We start from the raw sequence: 15,110 nt of genomic DNA, 5'->3' as shown, positions 1-15,110 counted from the left end.
ACTCGTCGAGGCTGGCGGCTTCCCAGATGGGGTAGAAGTGCAGGCCGATGGCGTTGCTCGAAGGAACAACGGCGCCGGAGATGATGTTGTTGCCGTAGATCAGCGAGCCGGCGACGGGCTCACGGATGCCGTCGATGTCGACGGGGGGTGCCGCGATGAAGGCGACGATGAAGCAGATGGTGGCGGCCAGCAGGCAGGGGATCATCAGCACACCGAACCAACCGACATAAATGCGGTTGTTGGTGGAGGTGACCCAGGCGCAGAAGCTGTCCCAGCTTCCGGCGCGGCCGCTGCGAAGGGCGGTGGTCATGGAAGTAAGTGAGGAAGTAAGAGAGGAAAGACGACGGAAGAGACCGGAAGGCCTCGGGGATGCCCCACGAGGGGGTCTAATGACGATAGGTAACAAATTCCCGTGGTCCCACTGACCGCAAAGATCCTTCAAGCAAATCAGCGTCAGCTCAATAACTCTTCATGAAGCGATGTCATGAACCTGCGTCCATCCAAGGCACCGGTGATCAGGGAGACGCCGGCTGGGCGCCTCGGTCCCCCGAGCTGAGCTGCTGGCCGATCCAGGTCCGGGCCTGCTGCAGGAACCCGGCCCAGTCGAGTTTCTCCGCTTCGGCCGCCCGCGCCACCAGCAGGGGAGCCTCCCGTTTGATCGCCTCCAGATCCGGGGCGTCCACCCCCACGGAAAGGGCCAGCACATCGGCCATGGCGCGGCTCACCACCCGGGTGAGGTAAGCAGCGCTCAGGGCCTGGAGGGCACCGCCCACCAGCCAGGTGGCGCCATGGAGCCGCACGGCGGCCGACAGGGCCTGGCTGCTCCACTCCACAACCCCCAGCAGCAGGGAGGCCCGTCCCAGCTCCACGGCGGCGGCCTTGAGTTGCTCCGTGCTCCATGGGCAGTCCCACAGCCGGGCCATCTCCTGGAGCATCAAGCCGTTGGCCGCCGCCAGCACCAGCAGGTCGACGCTCGGCAGCGGCGCAGCGAACACCCCGGCGGCCACCAGCCACTGGGTGCGCTGCTGCAGCTGCACCAGCCGCTGGCGCCGCAGCCGTTCCAGATCGGCCTGCCAGCGGCGATGCAGGGTCTCGATGCGTCGCAGGGGGGTGAGGCTGCGCAGGGACGACCCCTCCCTGGCCAGCCAGCGGGCCAGAGGCTCCAGGCTGGCTGTCAGCCGCTCGGGGCCGCCCTCCCAGAGCAGCACCCGGCTGGGGTCGGCAGCGGGCCACTGGCTCGCCAGTTCGGCTGCCAGGGCCTGGGGATCGCAGGAGACGTCCGGCCGCACCAGCAGCCACAGGGGCTGGGCGGCCGGCACCGTCTCCAGCCAACGCAGATCGGCCGCCCGCAGGGGCGTGGCCAGATGGAAGAGAACCACATCGGCAGCGGCAAAGCCTTCGGGCCAGCGGCGCTCGGTACTCACTGCCGGCAGGGCTTCCCCCCACTGCAGCCGCAGGGCCAGGGGCCCCCGCAGGCCCTGCTGGAACGGGGGACCCCAGCCGGCCTCGGGGGTGCTGCAGCCGACGACGGCCAGATGGAGCCCGGCGCGGGCCCCCTCCTCCCGCAGGGCGGTGAGGGTCCGGCAGCGGCGGGCACGGTTCTCTGGGCCCTCCCCCTCCAGTCGCTCGAACTGGACCAGCAGGTCCTGGCAGCGCCGCACCCAGCCATCGAAACTGCGCGGCAGCCGCGGCTGCAGGGGTGTCCTGGAGCGACGGCCCAGCCACCACCAGCCCCCGGCAAGCACCCCGAGCCCGACCAGACCGAAGCCCTCGCCGGGCAGGGCCCGCAGGATCAGTTCACCTCCGAGGACCCCGCCGGCCAGCAACAGGGCCGGTCGTCCCCAACCGGTGGAGAGCAGGGAGGCGAGGGCGGCAGGGCGCAGGGGGTCCGGGGGCGTCACGGGGGAGGGCCGGCGGCGAAGCCTCTCTAGCTCAGAAGTGCCGGCGGTCACACCCCCGACCGTGGGCCGTAAGGAGCCATACCTGCAGAAGTGGGCCAGGCGAAGCATGATTCAACTGTCTTCCCTGCCCGATCTGTGCCGTCTTCCGAAGCCCGATCCGGCCCGGCGGCGACAACCGAGGACCTGTATCTGCTGGCGGAGCAGTGGTGCCGGGTGCGCCAGGCCCATGACGAGCTGCGCCGCAGCGACCGCTGGCACGGGGGACTGCCGGTGCTGCTGCTGGAGCGCTGCTGGCTGCGGCTGAGCCGGGTGGCGGTGGCGGATCTCGCCAACCGCCTGCCACCGGACTGCAGCCAGGAGGCGCCCGAGCTGCAGCGCTACCGGGAGCTGGTGGCGGCCGGCCGGCCGGCCTGGGAGGCCGAACGTCTCTGTTGGGAGGATTTCGGTGCCGAGGCCTGTCGGCAGGCCCTGCGGAACTTCTGGGAGGCCCGGGAACGGGGCACCCAGGGCTGGACCCTGGAGACCTACCTCGACCTGCTCAGGGGCTACCGGCACCGCTTCGAACAGGCGTCTCCCCGGCCCCTGCCGCTGCTGGTACTGGCCCGCCGCGAAGGCAGCTCCCGCCGGGGCAGGCACCGGCTGGTCTGGCTGGAACCCGACGGCAACGGACTCCGACCACCGATGCGCGACACTTGCCCCTGATTGCAGGCTGCGGCGATGGCCGACGACACCAACACTCCACTTCCCGTGGGCTCCGGAAGGCGGGAATCCCCCGAGCGGAGCGGCCGTTCCGGACCGAACCGGGAGCCGGGCGGCTTCCGCATCCGCCTGAGCGACAACGAGATGCAGGCGGCCCGCGCCTTGCAGGAGGCCTTCGGTCTGCGCTCCACGGTGGCCGTGCTGGGCTTCGCCCTGCGCACCCTGGCCGACCAGCTGGAGAAGGGTCAGCTCGAGGGCCTGGCGGCCGAACACCGGGCCCAGGCCGGCTCCCGCAGCCCGGCACCCCGGGGCGGCGAACCCCGTCGCGGCGGGGAGGGCGAGTCCCGCTCCGAGGGCCGCGGCGGCCGTGGCGGCGCCCGGGTCGATCCCTTCGCCCGGCCCAGCAAGCCCCCCGCCCCCGTCGAGCCGAGCGAGCCCGAGCCAGCCGAGGCGGAGCCGCAAGCGGAACCTGGCGAGGAGCCGAACGCATCAGCCGAACCGATCGAGGCCGAGGGCGACGTCACCACCAGCCCAGAGGCGTGACTGAAGCCGCCACGACGCCGGCGCGCCCCCGGGTGCTGTCCGGCGTGCAGCCCACAGGAGCGCTGCACCTGGGCAACTGGCTGGGGGCGATCCGCAACTGGGTGGACCTGCAGGACAGCCACGACACCTTCTTCTGCGTGGTCGACCTGCACGCCATCACCGTGCCCCACGACCCCCGGCGCCTGGCGGAGGACACCCTCAGCACCGCTGCGCTCTACTTGGCCTGCGGCATCGATCCGCAACGCTCCACCGTGTTTGTCCAGAGCCATGTGAGCGCCCACAGCGAGCTGTGCTGGCTGCTCAACTGCGTCACGCCGCTCAACTGGCTGGAGCGCATGATCCAGTTCAGGGAGAAGGCGCTGAAGCAGGGCGACAACGTGTCGGCGGGCCTGCTGGATTACCCGGTGCTGATGGCGGCCGACATCCTTCTCTATGACGCCGACCGGGTGCCGGTGGGGGAGGACCAGAAGCAGCACCTGGAACTCGCCCGTGACATCGCCCAGCAGCGGATCAATGCCCGCTTCGCCCCCGACGGGGAGCACCCCATCCTCAAGGTGCCCGAACCCCTGATCCTCAAGGAGGGGGCTCGGGTGATGAGCCTCACCGACGGCACCAGCAAGATGAGCAAGAGCGATCCCAACGAGGGCTCCCGCATCACTCTGCTGGATCCGCCGGAGGTGATCACACGCAAGATCAAGCGGGCCAAGACCGATCCGGTGATGGGGCTGGAATTCGGCAATCCGGAACGGCCCGAGGCCGACAACCTGCTCGGCCTCTACGCCCTGCTGGCCGGCCGCAGCCGCGAGCATGCGGCTGCCGAATGCGCCTCCATGGGCTGGGGAAGCTTCAAGCCGCTGCTGGCGGAGGCCACGGTGGAGGCCCTGCGGCCCCTCCAGACCCGTTACCTGGAACTGCGCAGTGATCCCGCCACTCTCCAGCAGGTGCTGCGCGCCGGCAGGGAGCGGGCTGCCGGCGTCGCCACGGCCACGCTGGAGCGGGTGCGCGCCGCCCTCGGGTTCCTGGAGCGGGGCTGAACCAACGGGGTCCTGAGCCCGGGACAGCGGCGGGGGCCGGACACCGGAGCACAGGGCAATGTCATGGAATGCCTGGTGAAAGCCGGCTTGGAATTTGCTGGGAGATCAGGGTGTAGATTTCTGCAATCCTGCTGCGGTCGGACCCGCGTTCTGCATCCCACTCCCCATGAGGCTCTCCGCACGCAGGCATGTTCATCGTTGGCTTGTCCTCACAGGACTCACCAGCCTGGCAATGGGTCCCTCGGCCGCCCATGCCGCCTCCGCCATCTTCGAGTACGGCGGCCTCGTCCCCGGTGCCGGTGCCACCCCCGGCAGTGTCAGCACCCCCGGCCCCTGGGCCAGGGTCACGCTCAGTGACACCATCGCCAACACGGTGACCCTGCTGGTGGAGAACCTGGTGCCGGCTCCGTACGGCGACACCCTCACCGCTCTGGTCTTCAACCTGAGCCCGAGCAGCAACTTTTTGCTTTCTGCCACCTGCAGCACCGGGGGTACGGCCTACGTCGCCACCACCGCCGGATCCGCCTGTGGAACCCTCAGTGGCCAGGGGACGAACAACCAGTCCCTGAGTGGCGGCGGACAGGCCACCAAGCGCTTTGATCTGCTCTTTGATCTCAAGCCCCAGGACAACAACCCGAACAAGGCGCTGAATGGGGGCGAGACGATGACCTTCCAGGTCACCAACACGGGCGCGGGCCCCTTCAGCGTCAGTTCGCTGCTGGCCACCAACCCAGTGTTCAAATCCGATCAACCCTCCACCGGCGGCTACTACAGCTTCGCCAAATTCCAGAGCGTGGGGAACGGGTCCGGCAGCGTCGAGGTGTACGGCACCCCCCGTCCCGTAGGTGGGCCCGGAGATGCTCCCGGTGACCCTCCTGGCACTGCGGTGCCCGGTCCGGTGCCTCTTCTGGGCGCCGCTGCCGGCTTCGGCTGGAGCCGGAAGCTGCGCCGGCGCCTGCGGGACTCGCGAAATGGAATCACTCCAGCCGGACGGGGCCGCCGCGAAGGGTGAACAAAGACTTAAGGATTGATCACAACACCTGATCATTCGCCGCAGATGGGGCAAGCCCCCAGCGTCCCGATCCGGTGACACCCGCATGCTGGACATCGGCGGACAATTCCTTGGTCCTGACTAGATTCTGTGCGAAACCTCCCAGCTCGGTGAGGAATCCAGAGCACGGTGTGGGTGGTTCTGTCCAGTACGGGCAGCGGGGTATCGCCCGGAGGCCTCGGATCTGAGCAAGGTCATGGCTCCCTTGCCTCCGGACCGCCCTTGCGTCTTGCTTCCCAGTTTCCGTCGGTGTCGCGGCAGCACGGGCCACTAGCCCTGGTCGTGGCGCTGCTGATGCTGCCGATGGGCGCCCGGCCAGCGCCACCCGCCCCGACCATCGCCCCAGCGGTGGTCAAGCCGCCGGTGGTGGTCGCCGCAGCGGGCCCCTTCAGCATCACCCCGGAGCGGCGGGCCCTGCTGAACACGATCCGCTACGCCGAAGGCACCTGGAAGGGCGGCAGCGTCGCCGGATACCAGGTGCTCTACGGGGGCGGCCGCTTCGGCGACCTCAGCCGTCATCCGGAGATCACCGTGCGACGCCGTTACATCAGCGCCGCCGCCGGCGCCTACCAGTTCCTGCCCACCACCTGGAAGCGGGCGGCCCAGCGGCTGCGGCTCAGGGATTTCCGTCCGGAAAGCCAGGATCAGGCGGCCCTGCATCTGGTGCAGCAGCGCGGCGCCCTGAAGCGCTTCGACCGCCAGGGCCTCAGCGCCGACGTCCTGGCGCGTCTGGCGCCGGAGTGGGCGTCCCTGCCGACGCTTCAGGGCGCCAGCCACTACGGACAACCGGTGAAGAGCCGCGAGGAACTGCAGCGCTTCTACGACCGGGAGCTCGACCGGCAGCGGCGGCTGGTCAGCGCCTGAGCCTGATCAGGGTTCGCGGTAGACCACCCGGCCCCGCTCGTCATTGCCCACATCCAGCAGGTGATCGAGCAGCAGCCGCTCGATCTCCGCGGTCACCACGGCGCTGTTGGCCTCCGGAGGCAGTTCCATCTCCAGCAGGGCGTCGTTGAGGGTGAAGCCGGTGGGACCGGTGCGCCTGGCCAGTTGCAGCAACTGGCGCTCGATCGGTGGGTAGGCCACCGCAGCAGTCCCTGCCAGGGTCTCCTCCAGCAGCAGGGCCTGGTTGGCCTGGCGCACCATGTCGGGCACCAGGATCAGATCCAGCAGCTGGCCGATGCCGCAGAGCCCGAAGGTGAGCAGCCAGAGCACGCCACTGGCGGGTTTGCGGTTGTAGAAGCGCTGGAGCCCGCACACCCCCACGAAGCAGGTGCACCAGAACAGATAGCTGAGGGCGACACTGCGCTTCTCCGCCGGGCGATCCAGGGCCGTCAGGCCAGCGGGGGACGCTGATCCTGGGACCGGTCTCGGCGCGGGTCGGGGGGCCATCACTGGATTCAGCCGATTCAACCTACGTCCGTCCGGCCCGGGCGCCAGGTGGAGCCTCGATACCATGCCATCAACAGATGCCCTCCATGACGTCCGCGCCCCCCTCGCCGGTGCCACCGGCCTCCAGCCCCGCCACGGCCGATGGGGCGACCCTCGCGCTGCCGAAGACCAGCGAGAGCCCCCGGCTGCTGAAGATCCGCCATTCCATGAGCCACGTGCTGGCGATGGCGGTGCAGAAGCTGTTCCCGAAGGCCCAGGTGACCATCGGCCCCTGGACCGAGACGGGCTTCTATTACGACTTCGACAACCCGGAGCCCTTCACCGAAGCCGATCTCAAGGCCATCCAGAAGGAGATGGGCAAGATCATCGGCCGCCGGCTGCCCCTGGAACGCATCGAGGTGAGCCGCGAGGAGGCGGAACGGCGCATCCGGGCCCAGAACGAGCCCTACAAACTCGAAATCCTCGCGGGCCTGAACGAGCCCATCACCCTCTACACCCTGGGCGACCAGTGGTGGGACCTCTGTGCCGGCCCCCACGTGGAGCACACCGGCGAGCTCAACCCCAAGGCCTTCGCCCTCGAGAGCGTGGCCGGGGCCTACTGGCGCGGCGATGAGAAGCGCGCCCAGCTGCAGCGCATCTACGGCACGGCCTGGGAAACGCCGGAGCAGCTGGCGGAATACAGACGGCGCAAGGAGGAAGCCCTGCGCCGCGACCACCGGCGCCTGGGCACCGACCTGGATCTGTTCTCGATCGAGGAGGAGGCGGGCGCCGGCCTGGTGTTCTGGCATCCCCGCGGCGCCCGCATGCGGCTGCTGATCGAGGACTTCTGGCGTCAGGCCCACTTCGAGGACGGCTACGAGCTCCTCTACACCCCCCACGTGGCCGACCTGAGCCTGTGGAAGACCTCGGGCCACCTCGACTTCTACAGCGAGAGCATGTTCGGCCCGATGGCGGTGGACGAGCGGCAGTACCAGCTCAAGCCGATGAACTGCCCCTTCCATGTGCTCACCTTCGCCAGCCGGATGCGTTCCTACCGGGAGCTGCCGATCCGCTGGGCCGAGCTGGGGACGGTGTACCGCTACGAGCGGCCCGGGGTGATGCACGGGTTGATGCGGGTGCGGGGCTTCACCCAGGACGACGCCCATATCTTCTGCCTGCCGGAGCAGATCTCCGATGAGATCCTGCGGGTGCTGAACCTCACCGAGCGGATCCTCTCCACCTTCGATTTCCGCAGCTACGAGATCCACCTCTCCACCCGGCCGGAGAAGTCGATCGGCGACGACGCCGTCTGGGAGCTGGCCACCGCCGGCCTGGTGGAGGCCCTGGAACGCAAGGGCTGGGCCTACCGGGTGGACGAGGGCGGCGGTGCCTTCTACGGCCCCAAGATCGACCTCAAGATCGAGGATGCGATCGGCCGGCTGTGGCAGTGCTCCACCATCCAGCTCGACTTCAACCTGCCGGAACGCTTCAACCTGGAGTACGTGGCGGCCGACGGCAGCCGCTCGCGGCCGATCATGATCCACCGCGCCATCTTCGGCTCCCTGGAGCGCTTCTACGGAGTGATGGTGGAGAACTATGCCGGCGACTTCCCCTTCTGGCTGGCGCCGGAGCAGCTGCGGCTTCTGCCGGTCACCGATGAGGCCCTGCCCTGGGCTGAGGAACTCAGGGGTCTGCTGATGGCCGCCGGCATCCGGGCCGCCATCGACCACAGCGGCGAGCGGCTGGGCAAGCTGATCCGCAACGGCGAGCAGATGAAGATCCCCGTGCTGGGCGTGATCGGCGCCCGCGAGGCCGAGACCCGCAGCGTCAGCCTGCGCAGCCGCCGCCAGGGGGATCTGGGCAGCGTGGCGGCCGACGCTCTGCTGGCCGCCGCCGCCGCCGCCAATGCCGGCCGGCTGGCCACCCTGGAGCTGGCATGAGCCTCCTGCTGGCCGGCGACATCGGCGGCACCAAGACCCTGCTCAGCCTCTGGCGGCAGGGCGGGGAGCGGCCGGAGCTGCTGCTCGAGGAGCGCTACCCCTCGGCCGCCTGGGACGACCTGGCCCCGATGGTGCGCCATTTCCTCGAGGGTCCCGGGGCGCAGGCCGGGGGGCCGGTGGCCGCCGCCTGCTTCGCGGTGGCCGGGCCGGTGCAGGGAGGCCGGGCCCGGCTCACCAACCTGCCCTGGCAGCTGGATGCCGGCGCCCTGGCCAGCGGCTGCGGCCTGCCCCGGGTGGAGCTGGTGAACGACTTCGCCGTGCTGATCTATGGCCTCCCCCACCTCTCCCCCGACCAGACGGCGAGGGTGAAGGAGGGCTCGCGGGATCCCCTGGCGCCGGTGCTGATCCTGGGGGCCGGCACGGGCCTGGGGGTGGCCATGGGCCTCCCCACCAGCGAGGGGCTGCAGGCGATCCCCAGCGAAGCCGCCCATGGGGAGTTCGCCCCCCGCGACCAGCAGGAATGGGAGCTCAAGCAATGGCTGCGGGCCGACCTGGCCCTGGAGCGGGTCTCGATCGAGCGCGTGGTGAGCGGCACGGGCCTGGGCCACGTGGCCCGCTGGCTGCTCAGCCTGCGCCATCCCGACGGCGACCATCCGCTCAGTCGCAGCGCCCGGCTCTGGAGCACCTCCGGCGATGGTCCGGCGGTGGCCGACCTGCCGGCGGAGGTGGCCATGGCCGCCGCCGCCGGCGACCGTCTGGCAGCGGCGGCCATGGATCTGTGGCTGGGGGCCTACGGCAGTGTCTGCGGCGACCTGGCCCTGGCCTGCCTGAGCCGCGGCGGGGTGTGGCTGGCCGGCGGCACCGCCGCCAAGCTGCTCGACGGCCTGCGCAGCGATGCCTTCCTGGAGCCATTGCTCACCAAGGGGCGTCTGCGGTCGGCCCTGGAGCCGATGGCCATCACGGCCCTGGTGGATCCGGGGGTGGGCACCTTCAGTGCCGCCTGCCGCGCCGGCATGCTGCTGGCCTCAGCCTGAGCGGACATGGGCCGGCTGCAACACTGAGCCCAACGACGCTGCACTTATGGTCCGGCCCCAGATCGGCCACGGGGTGCTGGTGGTGGTCCCCGCCACCACCGCCAACATCGGCCCTGGATTCGACTGCCTCGGCGCCGCCCTGGCGCTCGACAACCGCTTCGAGCTGCGCGTGATCGAGGGCGGCGGCGAGCGCTTCGAACTGATCATCGAAGGGCCCGAAGGGTCCCACCTGCGCGGTGGCCCCGACAATCTGGTGTATCGCTCGGCCCAGCGGGTGTGGCGGGAGGCCGGACTGGAGGCGGTGGCCCTGGAGGCCCGGGTGCAGCTGGCCGTGCCGCCCGCCCGGGGCCTGGGCAGCAGCGCCACCGCCATCGTGGCGGGCCTGATCGGTGCCAATGCCCTGGTGGGCGAACCGCTCAGCCGCGAAAAACTGCTGGAGCTGGCCATCGACATCGAAGGCCATCCCGACAACGTGGTGCCTTCCCTGCTGGGGGGGCTGTGCCTGACGGCCCGGGCCGCCTCCCACCGCTGGCGGGTGGTGCGATGCGAGTGGAACCAGGCCGTGAAGGCGGTGGTGGCCATACCCACCATCCGGCTGAGCACCAGCGAGGCACGCCGGGCCATGCCCCGCAGCATTCCGATCAGCGATGCGGTGCTGAACCTGGGGGCTCTCACCCTGCTGCTGCAGGGGCTGCGCACGGGCAATGGCGATCTGATCGCCGACGGCATGCATGACCGCATCCACGAGCCCTACCGCTGGGGCCTGATCCAGGGGGGACGGGCGGTGCGGGAGGCGGCCCTGGAGGCCGGGGCCTGGGGCTGCGTGATCAGCGGCGCCGGCCCCAGCCTGCTGGCCCTGGCTGCCGAGGACCGGGCCGCAGCGGTGGGAGCGGCCATGACCCGGGCCTGGGAGGGGGAGGGGGTGGGCAGCCACAGCGCCGTTCTCGATCTTCAGGAAGCCGGCAGCACCTGGAAGGCCCTGGCCACGGCCCAACCCCATCAAGCCGCCGGCCGTGAGTAGAACTACCCAGCTGGTAGGCTCCCGGCTTCCGGGATGTCCTGCCGCTGGGACCGAGCCTCCCGCCATACTTCCTGCCTGGAGCATTGCACCGTGATGGACGCCAGCCTGCCGCTTTCGCTCGCGTCCTCCCCGATCACAGATGTCCTTCCGGAATCCACAGCCTTTCCCTGGCTCAGCCTGATCGTGCTGCTGCCGGCCATGGCGGCCCTGCTGATGCCGCTGCTGCCCGGTGACGGCAGTGACCCTCGCCTGCCCCGCACCGTGGCCCTGGGGGTGCTGGGGGTCGACCTGGCCCTGATCCTGTGGGTGTTCTCCCGACACTTCGATGGCGGCCTGGCCGAGCTGCAGCTCGTGGAGCGGGTGCCCTGGGTGCCGGCCCTGGGACTGGAGTGGTCCCTGGCGGCCGACGGCCTCTCGGCCCCCCTGGTGGTGCTGAGCGGCCTGGTCACCCTGCTGGCGGTGGCCGCCAGCTGGAACATCCGCCTCAAGACGCGCCTCTATTTCGCCCTGATCCTGCTCCAGGCCACGGCCCAGAGCCTGGTGTTCCTGTCCCAGGATTTCCTGCTCTTCTTCCTGGCCTGGGAGCTGGAGCTGGTGCCGGTGTATCTGCTGATCGCCATCTGGGGCGGCAAGCAACGCCAGTACGCCGCCACCAAATTCATCCTCTACACCGCCACCGCCTCGCTGCTGATCCTGATCAGCGGCCTGGCCCTGGCCCTCTCCGGTGACAGCTTCACCCTCAACCTGAGCGAGCTGGCGACCCGCTCCCCCGGCGGCAGCTTCGGCCTGCTCTGTTACCTGGGCTTCCTGGTGGGCTTCGGTGTGAAATTACCGATGTTTCCTCTGCACACCTGGCTTCCCGATGCCCATGGGGAGGCCAATGCGCCGGTGTCGATGCTGCTGGCGGGGGTGCTGCTGAAGATGGGCGGTTACGCCCTGCTGCGCTTCAACGTCCAGATGCTGCCCGAGGAGCACCTGCGCCTGGCCCCGGCCCTGATCGTGCTGGGCATCATCAACATCGTCTATGGCGCCCTCAACGCCTTCGCCCAGGACAACGTCAAACGGCGCATCGCCTGCAGCTCGGTGAGCCACATGGGCTTCGTGCTGCTGGGCATCGGCGCCATCGATGCCCTGGGAATGAGCGGGGCCATGCTGCAGATGATCAGCCACGGTCTGATCGCCGCGGCGATGTTCTTCGTCACCGGCGTGTTCTACGAGCGCACCGGGACCCTCTCGATCCCCAACATGGGGGGCCTGGCCAAGGTGCTGCCGATCACCTTCGCCTTCTTCCTGGCCAGCTCGCTCGCCTCCCTCGCCCTGCCCGGCATGAGCGGCTTCATCAGCGAGATCACCGTGTTCCTTGGGGTCACCTCCTACGACGGCTTCACCATCGGCTTCCGGGTGATCACCATCGTGCTGGCCGCCATCGGCCTGGTGCTCACCCCCGTCTACCTGCTGTCGCTCTGCCGGAGGGTGTTCTTCGGTCCCCGGATCCCGGCCCTGGCCGTGGTGGGTGACATGAAGTCCCGCGAACTGGTGATCGGCCTGACCCTGCTGGTGCCCACCCTGGTGATCGGCTTCTGGCCCCGGGTGGCCATCGGGGTGTACGAGGGCAGCACCAACGCCCTGGCCGCGGCGCTGGCCAGCCAGGGTGCGGTGGCCATGGGGCGGTTCGCCGCCCTCGGCTGAGCCACATCCAGGCGAAAGGGTGGGCTGAAATGGTTCATCCCCATCAAGCGGCCCCCTGGCGATGACCTCCACCCTGAAGAGTCCTCCCGCCCTGCTGGCCGGCGAGGGCCTGCCCCGCTTCGAGGCCATCACGCCCGACCAGGTGGTGGAGCACATGCCCGAACTGCTCCAACGCCTGGGGGCTGAGCTCGACGGGCTGGAGACGGTCCTGGCGGCGGCGGCAGGCGAAGGCCGCCAACTCAGCTGGTCGGAGGTGATGGACCCCCTGCACCGGCTGGGGGAGCGGCTGCGCTGGAGCTGGGGGGTGGTGAGCCATCTGAACGGCGTGTGCAACACCCCCGCGCTGCGGGAGGCCCACGCCAGCCAGCAGTCGGCGGTGGTGGCCTTCGGCAACCGGGCCGGCCAGAGCCGGGTCCTGTTCGAGGCCCTGCGCAGCCTGCAGGCCCGGGAGGACCTCGATGCCACCCAGGAGCGGATCCTCAGCGCCGAAATCCGTGAGATGGAACTGCGCGGCGTCGGGCTCGACGGCCCGGCCCAGGAGGCTTTCAACGCCGCGAGCCAGGAACTGGCTGAGCTGGCCACCGGCTTCGGCAACCGGGTGCTGGATGCCACCAACGCCTGGAGCCTGAAGCTCACCGACCCCGCCGAGGTGGACGGGCTGCCCGAAAGCCTCAGGGAGCAGCTGGCCCAGGCCGCCCGCCAGGAGGAGGACAGCGAGGCCACCGCGGAGGCAGGGCCCTGGCTGCTGGGGCTCGACTTCCCCCGCTTCGGCCCGTTCCTGAAGTACAGCCGTCGCCGCGACCTGCGCGAAAGGGCGTACAAGGCCCACGTGAGCCGGGCGTCGGGTGAAAGCGACAGCAACTGGCCGACCATCGAGCGGATCCTCACCCTGCGCCGGGAGCAGGCCCAGCGGCTGGGCTACGCCAACTGGGCCGAGGTGAGCCTGGCCTCGAAGATGGCCGGCTCGGTGGACGAGGTGGAGGCCCTGCTGGAGGACCTCCGTGCCGCCGCCTACCCGGTGGCCGAGAAGGAACTGGCGGTGCTGCGGGCCTGCGCGGAGCGGGAGGGAGCCCAGGAGGCGGCCGACTTCAGGCCCTGGGACGTGAGCTTCTGGGCTGAGGTGCGACGCCGGCAGGCCTTCGAACTCGACAGCGAGGCCCTGCGCCCCTGGTTCCCCCTGCCCCGGGTGCTGAACGGTCTGTTCGGCCTCTGCGACCGGCTGTTCGGCATCCATATCCGCCCGGCCGATGGGGAGGCGCCGGTGTGGCATCCCGACGTGCGCTTCTTCCGCGTCAACGACGGCGCCAGCGGCGAGCCGATCGCCGCCTTGTACCTGGATCCATACAGCCGGCCGGGGAGCAAGCGCGGCGGGGCCTGGATGGACGAATGCCTGACGCGTTCCCTCGATGAGGACGGCCGTCCCGTGCTGCCGGTGGCCTACCTGGTGTGCAACCAGAGCCCGCCGGTGGGGAACACCCCCAGCCTGATGACCTTCGAAGAGGTGGAGACCCTGTTCCACGAGTTCGGTCATGGCCTCCAGCACATGCTGACCACGGTGGACCGCCCCCAGGCGGCGGGCATCAACAACGTGGAATGGGATGCGGTGGAGCTGCCCAGTCAGTTCATGGAGAACTGGTGCTACGACCACGCCACCCTGATGGGCATGGCCCGCCACTGGCAGAGCGGCGAGCCGCTGCCGGAGGCGGAATTCGCCAAGCTCCAGGCCGCCCGCACCTTCATGGGCGGCGCCGCCACCCTGCGCCAGGTGCACTTCGCCCTCACCGACCTGCGGCTGCACAGCCAGTGGAGCCCGGAGTGCGGCAGGACACCGGAGCAGCTGCGCCGGGAGATCGCCGCAACCACCACGGTGCTGGAGCCGATCGAGGAGGATGCCTTCCTCTGCTCCTTCGGCCACATCTTCGCCGGGGGCTATTCGGCCGGGTACTACTCCTACAAGTGGGCGGAAGTGCTCAGCGCTGATGCCTTCAGCGCCTTCGAGGAGGTGGGGCTGGAGAACGAGAACGCCATCCGGGCCACGGGCCGTCGCTTCCGCGACACTGTGCTCAGCCTCGGCGGCAGCCGCCATCCCGGCGAGGTGTTCGAGACCTTCCGCGGCCGGCCCCCCAGCCCCGAGGCCCTGATCCGGCACACGGGGCTGGCCGGCGACTGAGATCCGGCCGGGGCCCTCCCCTCCCGGCTCAGGGTCGCAGCAGATCCTGCACCAGCACGTCGAGGGCCCGCCTGTCGCGGATCAGGTTCCGGTGGTTCCACACCGGCAGACGGGTGCTGGATCCCAGGGGCAGCACGCCGCTGCCTGGGGGGATCACCATGTGGTCGAACCGGCCGACGTAGCTGTGGCACTCCACTTCCTCGAGGCTGGAGAGGTCGTCGTTGAGCCGGCGCAGCAGCGGACTGCCACGCTTCATGTCAGCGATTCCGGCCACCAGCCAGCCGGGCCAGGGCTGGGCGGTGAGCGTGCCGTTCTGAGGGGAGCCGACGCTGAAGAAGCGTCGGGTGCGGCGGTGCCCTCCCAACCGCTGCAACCACTGACGGGCGATCACCCCGCCCATGGAGAAACCGAGCAGGTCGATCGGCCTGCCCGGCCCATAGCGCTCCTCCACCAGGGTGCCGAGCCGATCGGCCAGCACCGGCAGCGGCGTGGCCCCGCAGCGATGGCTCAGATGGGGCGCGTACAGGTCCGGCAGCCGGCCGGCGAGCCGTTCCTGGAGCCGGCGGAACAGGCGCGGATCGTCCCACAGCCCGTGAACGAGCACCAGCGGAATCGTCAAGGCACCCTTCTCTCCTGCAGGCAGGGATCAGCCCGGCCAGG

At 70.0% G+C, this 15,110-nt stretch carries 13 protein-coding genes and 1 pseudogene; 10 read left to right on the top strand and 4 right to left on the bottom strand.

Going from position 1 to position 15,110, the window contains the following annotated elements; genetic code table 11:
• Both KUG41_RS13080 and KUG41_RS13075 read right to left on the bottom strand, forming a co-directional pair.
• A pseudogene (locus tag KUG41_RS13080) lies at nt 1-310 on the bottom strand (photosystem II q(b) protein); the annotation flags it as partial.
• 205 nt (nt 311-515) lie between these two features.
• Complete coding sequence (locus tag KUG41_RS13075; RefSeq protein ID WP_371734142.1) at nt 516-1,901, bottom strand: DUF697 domain-containing protein; 1,386 nt, start codon at nt 1,899-1,901, stop codon at nt 516-518.
• A gap of 135 nt (nt 1,902-2,036) precedes the next feature.
• On the opposite strand from KUG41_RS13075, the gene KUG41_RS13070 reads away from it, so the two are divergent.
• The 5 genes from KUG41_RS13070 to KUG41_RS13050 all read left to right on the top strand — a co-directional run bounded on the left by KUG41_RS13070 (nt 2,037) and on the right by KUG41_RS13050 (nt 6,092).
• On the top strand, nt 2,037-2,603 hold the full coding sequence (locus tag KUG41_RS13070) for a hypothetical protein (protein WP_371734141.1): 567 nt from the start codon (nt 2,037-2,039) through the stop codon (nt 2,601-2,603).
• Nucleotides 2,604-2,618: 15 nt separating this feature from the next.
• The gene (locus KUG41_RS13065) at nt 2,619-3,143 is read left to right on the top strand and encodes a hypothetical protein (RefSeq protein ID WP_216904623.1); all 525 of its coding nucleotides are present in this window, start codon (nt 2,619-2,621) and stop codon (nt 3,141-3,143) included.
• Complete coding sequence (gene trpS / locus KUG41_RS13060) at nt 3,140-4,177, top strand: tryptophan--tRNA ligase (protein WP_216904622.1); 1,038 nt, start codon at nt 3,140-3,142, stop codon at nt 4,175-4,177. The genes KUG41_RS13065 and trpS overlap by 4 nt, the downstream gene beginning before the upstream one ends.
• A 232-nt stretch (nt 4,178-4,409) precedes the next feature.
• The gene (locus tag KUG41_RS13055; protein WP_216904621.1) at nt 4,410-5,189 is read left to right on the top strand and encodes a hypothetical protein; all 780 of its coding nucleotides are present in this window, start codon (nt 4,410-4,412) and stop codon (nt 5,187-5,189) included.
• Nucleotides 5,190-5,510: 321 nt separating this feature from the next.
• The gene (locus KUG41_RS13050) at nt 5,511-6,092 is read left to right on the top strand and encodes a muramidase (RefSeq protein ID WP_371734140.1); all 582 of its coding nucleotides are present in this window, start codon (nt 5,511-5,513) and stop codon (nt 6,090-6,092) included.
• Nucleotides 6,093-6,098: 6 nt separating this feature from the next.
• Here the strand turns inward: KUG41_RS13050 and KUG41_RS13045 are convergent, their stop codons facing one another.
• Nucleotides 6,099-6,617 (bottom strand): TM2 domain-containing protein, encoded by a 519-nt coding sequence (locus tag KUG41_RS13045; RefSeq protein WP_216904619.1) that lies wholly within the window; start codon nt 6,615-6,617, stop codon nt 6,099-6,101.
• Between the two features lie 86 nt (nt 6,618-6,703).
• Here KUG41_RS13045 and thrS point away from each other — a divergent pair, with 86 nt between their 5' ends.
• The 5 genes from thrS (at nt 6,704) to KUG41_RS13020 (ending at nt 14,450) form a co-directional block, all read left to right on the top strand.
• Nucleotides 6,704-8,536 (top strand): threonine--tRNA ligase, encoded by a 1,833-nt coding sequence (gene thrS / locus KUG41_RS13040; RefSeq protein ID WP_216904618.1) that lies wholly within the window; start codon nt 6,704-6,706, stop codon nt 8,534-8,536.
• Complete coding sequence (locus tag KUG41_RS13035; RefSeq protein WP_216904617.1) at nt 8,533-9,570, top strand: glucokinase; 1,038 nt, start codon at nt 8,533-8,535, stop codon at nt 9,568-9,570. Before thrS ends, KUG41_RS13035 begins: the two co-directional genes overlap by 4 nt.
• 46 nt (nt 9,571-9,616) lie before the next feature.
• Nucleotides 9,617-10,591 (top strand): homoserine kinase, encoded by a 975-nt coding sequence (thrB, locus tag KUG41_RS13030; RefSeq protein ID WP_216904616.1) that lies wholly within the window; start codon nt 9,617-9,619, stop codon nt 10,589-10,591.
• 93 nt (nt 10,592-10,684) lie between these two features.
• Nucleotides 10,685-12,280, top strand: a complete 1,596-nt coding sequence (locus KUG41_RS13025; RefSeq protein WP_216904615.1) for an NAD(P)H-quinone oxidoreductase subunit 4 — start codon at nt 10,685-10,687, stop codon at nt 12,278-12,280.
• A gap of 61 nt (nt 12,281-12,341) precedes the next feature.
• Nucleotides 12,342-14,450, top strand: coding sequence for a M3 family metallopeptidase (locus KUG41_RS13020; protein ID WP_216904614.1), 2,109 nt, complete (start codon nt 12,342-12,344; stop codon nt 14,448-14,450).
• A gap of 28 nt (nt 14,451-14,478) precedes the next feature.
• Here KUG41_RS13020 and KUG41_RS13015 read toward each other — a convergent pair whose 3' ends face one another.
• Nucleotides 14,479-15,069: a triacylglycerol lipase gene (locus KUG41_RS13015; RefSeq protein ID WP_254217244.1), complete on the bottom strand. Its 591-nt coding sequence runs from the start codon at nt 15,067-15,069 to the stop codon at nt 14,479-14,481.
• Nucleotides 15,070-15,110: the final 41 nt, after the last annotated feature.

Origin of the sequence: Synechococcus sp. CCY 9618, from assembly GCF_019038415.1 — a bacterium.
Taxonomy (GTDB): domain Bacteria; phylum Cyanobacteriota; class Cyanobacteriia; order PCC-6307; family Cyanobiaceae; genus Cyanobium.
Note: the sequence above shows the minus strand (reverse complement) of the source record. Positions and strands in the feature narration are given on the sequence as shown.

Coding starts and splice junctions, on each gene's coding strand:
- KUG41_RS13045 (WP_216904619.1), bottom strand. CDS start 6,617: ATGGCCCCCCGACCCGCGCCGAGACCGGTCCCAGGATCAGCGTCCCCC.
- thrS (WP_216904618.1), top strand. CDS start 6,704: ATGACGTCCGCGCCCCCCTCGCCGGTGCCACCGGCCTCCAGCCCCGCC.
- thrB (WP_216904616.1), top strand. CDS start 9,617: ATGGTCCGGCCCCAGATCGGCCACGGGGTGCTGGTGGTGGTCCCCGCC.
- KUG41_RS13035 (WP_216904617.1), top strand. CDS start 8,533: ATGAGCCTCCTGCTGGCCGGCGACATCGGCGGCACCAAGACCCTGCTC.
- KUG41_RS13025 (WP_216904615.1), top strand. CDS start 10,685: ATGGACGCCAGCCTGCCGCTTTCGCTCGCGTCCTCCCCGATCACAGAT.
- KUG41_RS13020 (WP_216904614.1), top strand. CDS start 12,342: ATGACCTCCACCCTGAAGAGTCCTCCCGCCCTGCTGGCCGGCGAGGGC.
- KUG41_RS13055 (WP_216904621.1), top strand. CDS start 4,410: ATGGGTCCCTCGGCCGCCCATGCCGCCTCCGCCATCTTCGAGTACGGC.
- KUG41_RS13065 (WP_216904623.1), top strand. CDS start 2,619: ATGGCCGACGACACCAACACTCCACTTCCCGTGGGCTCCGGAAGGCGG.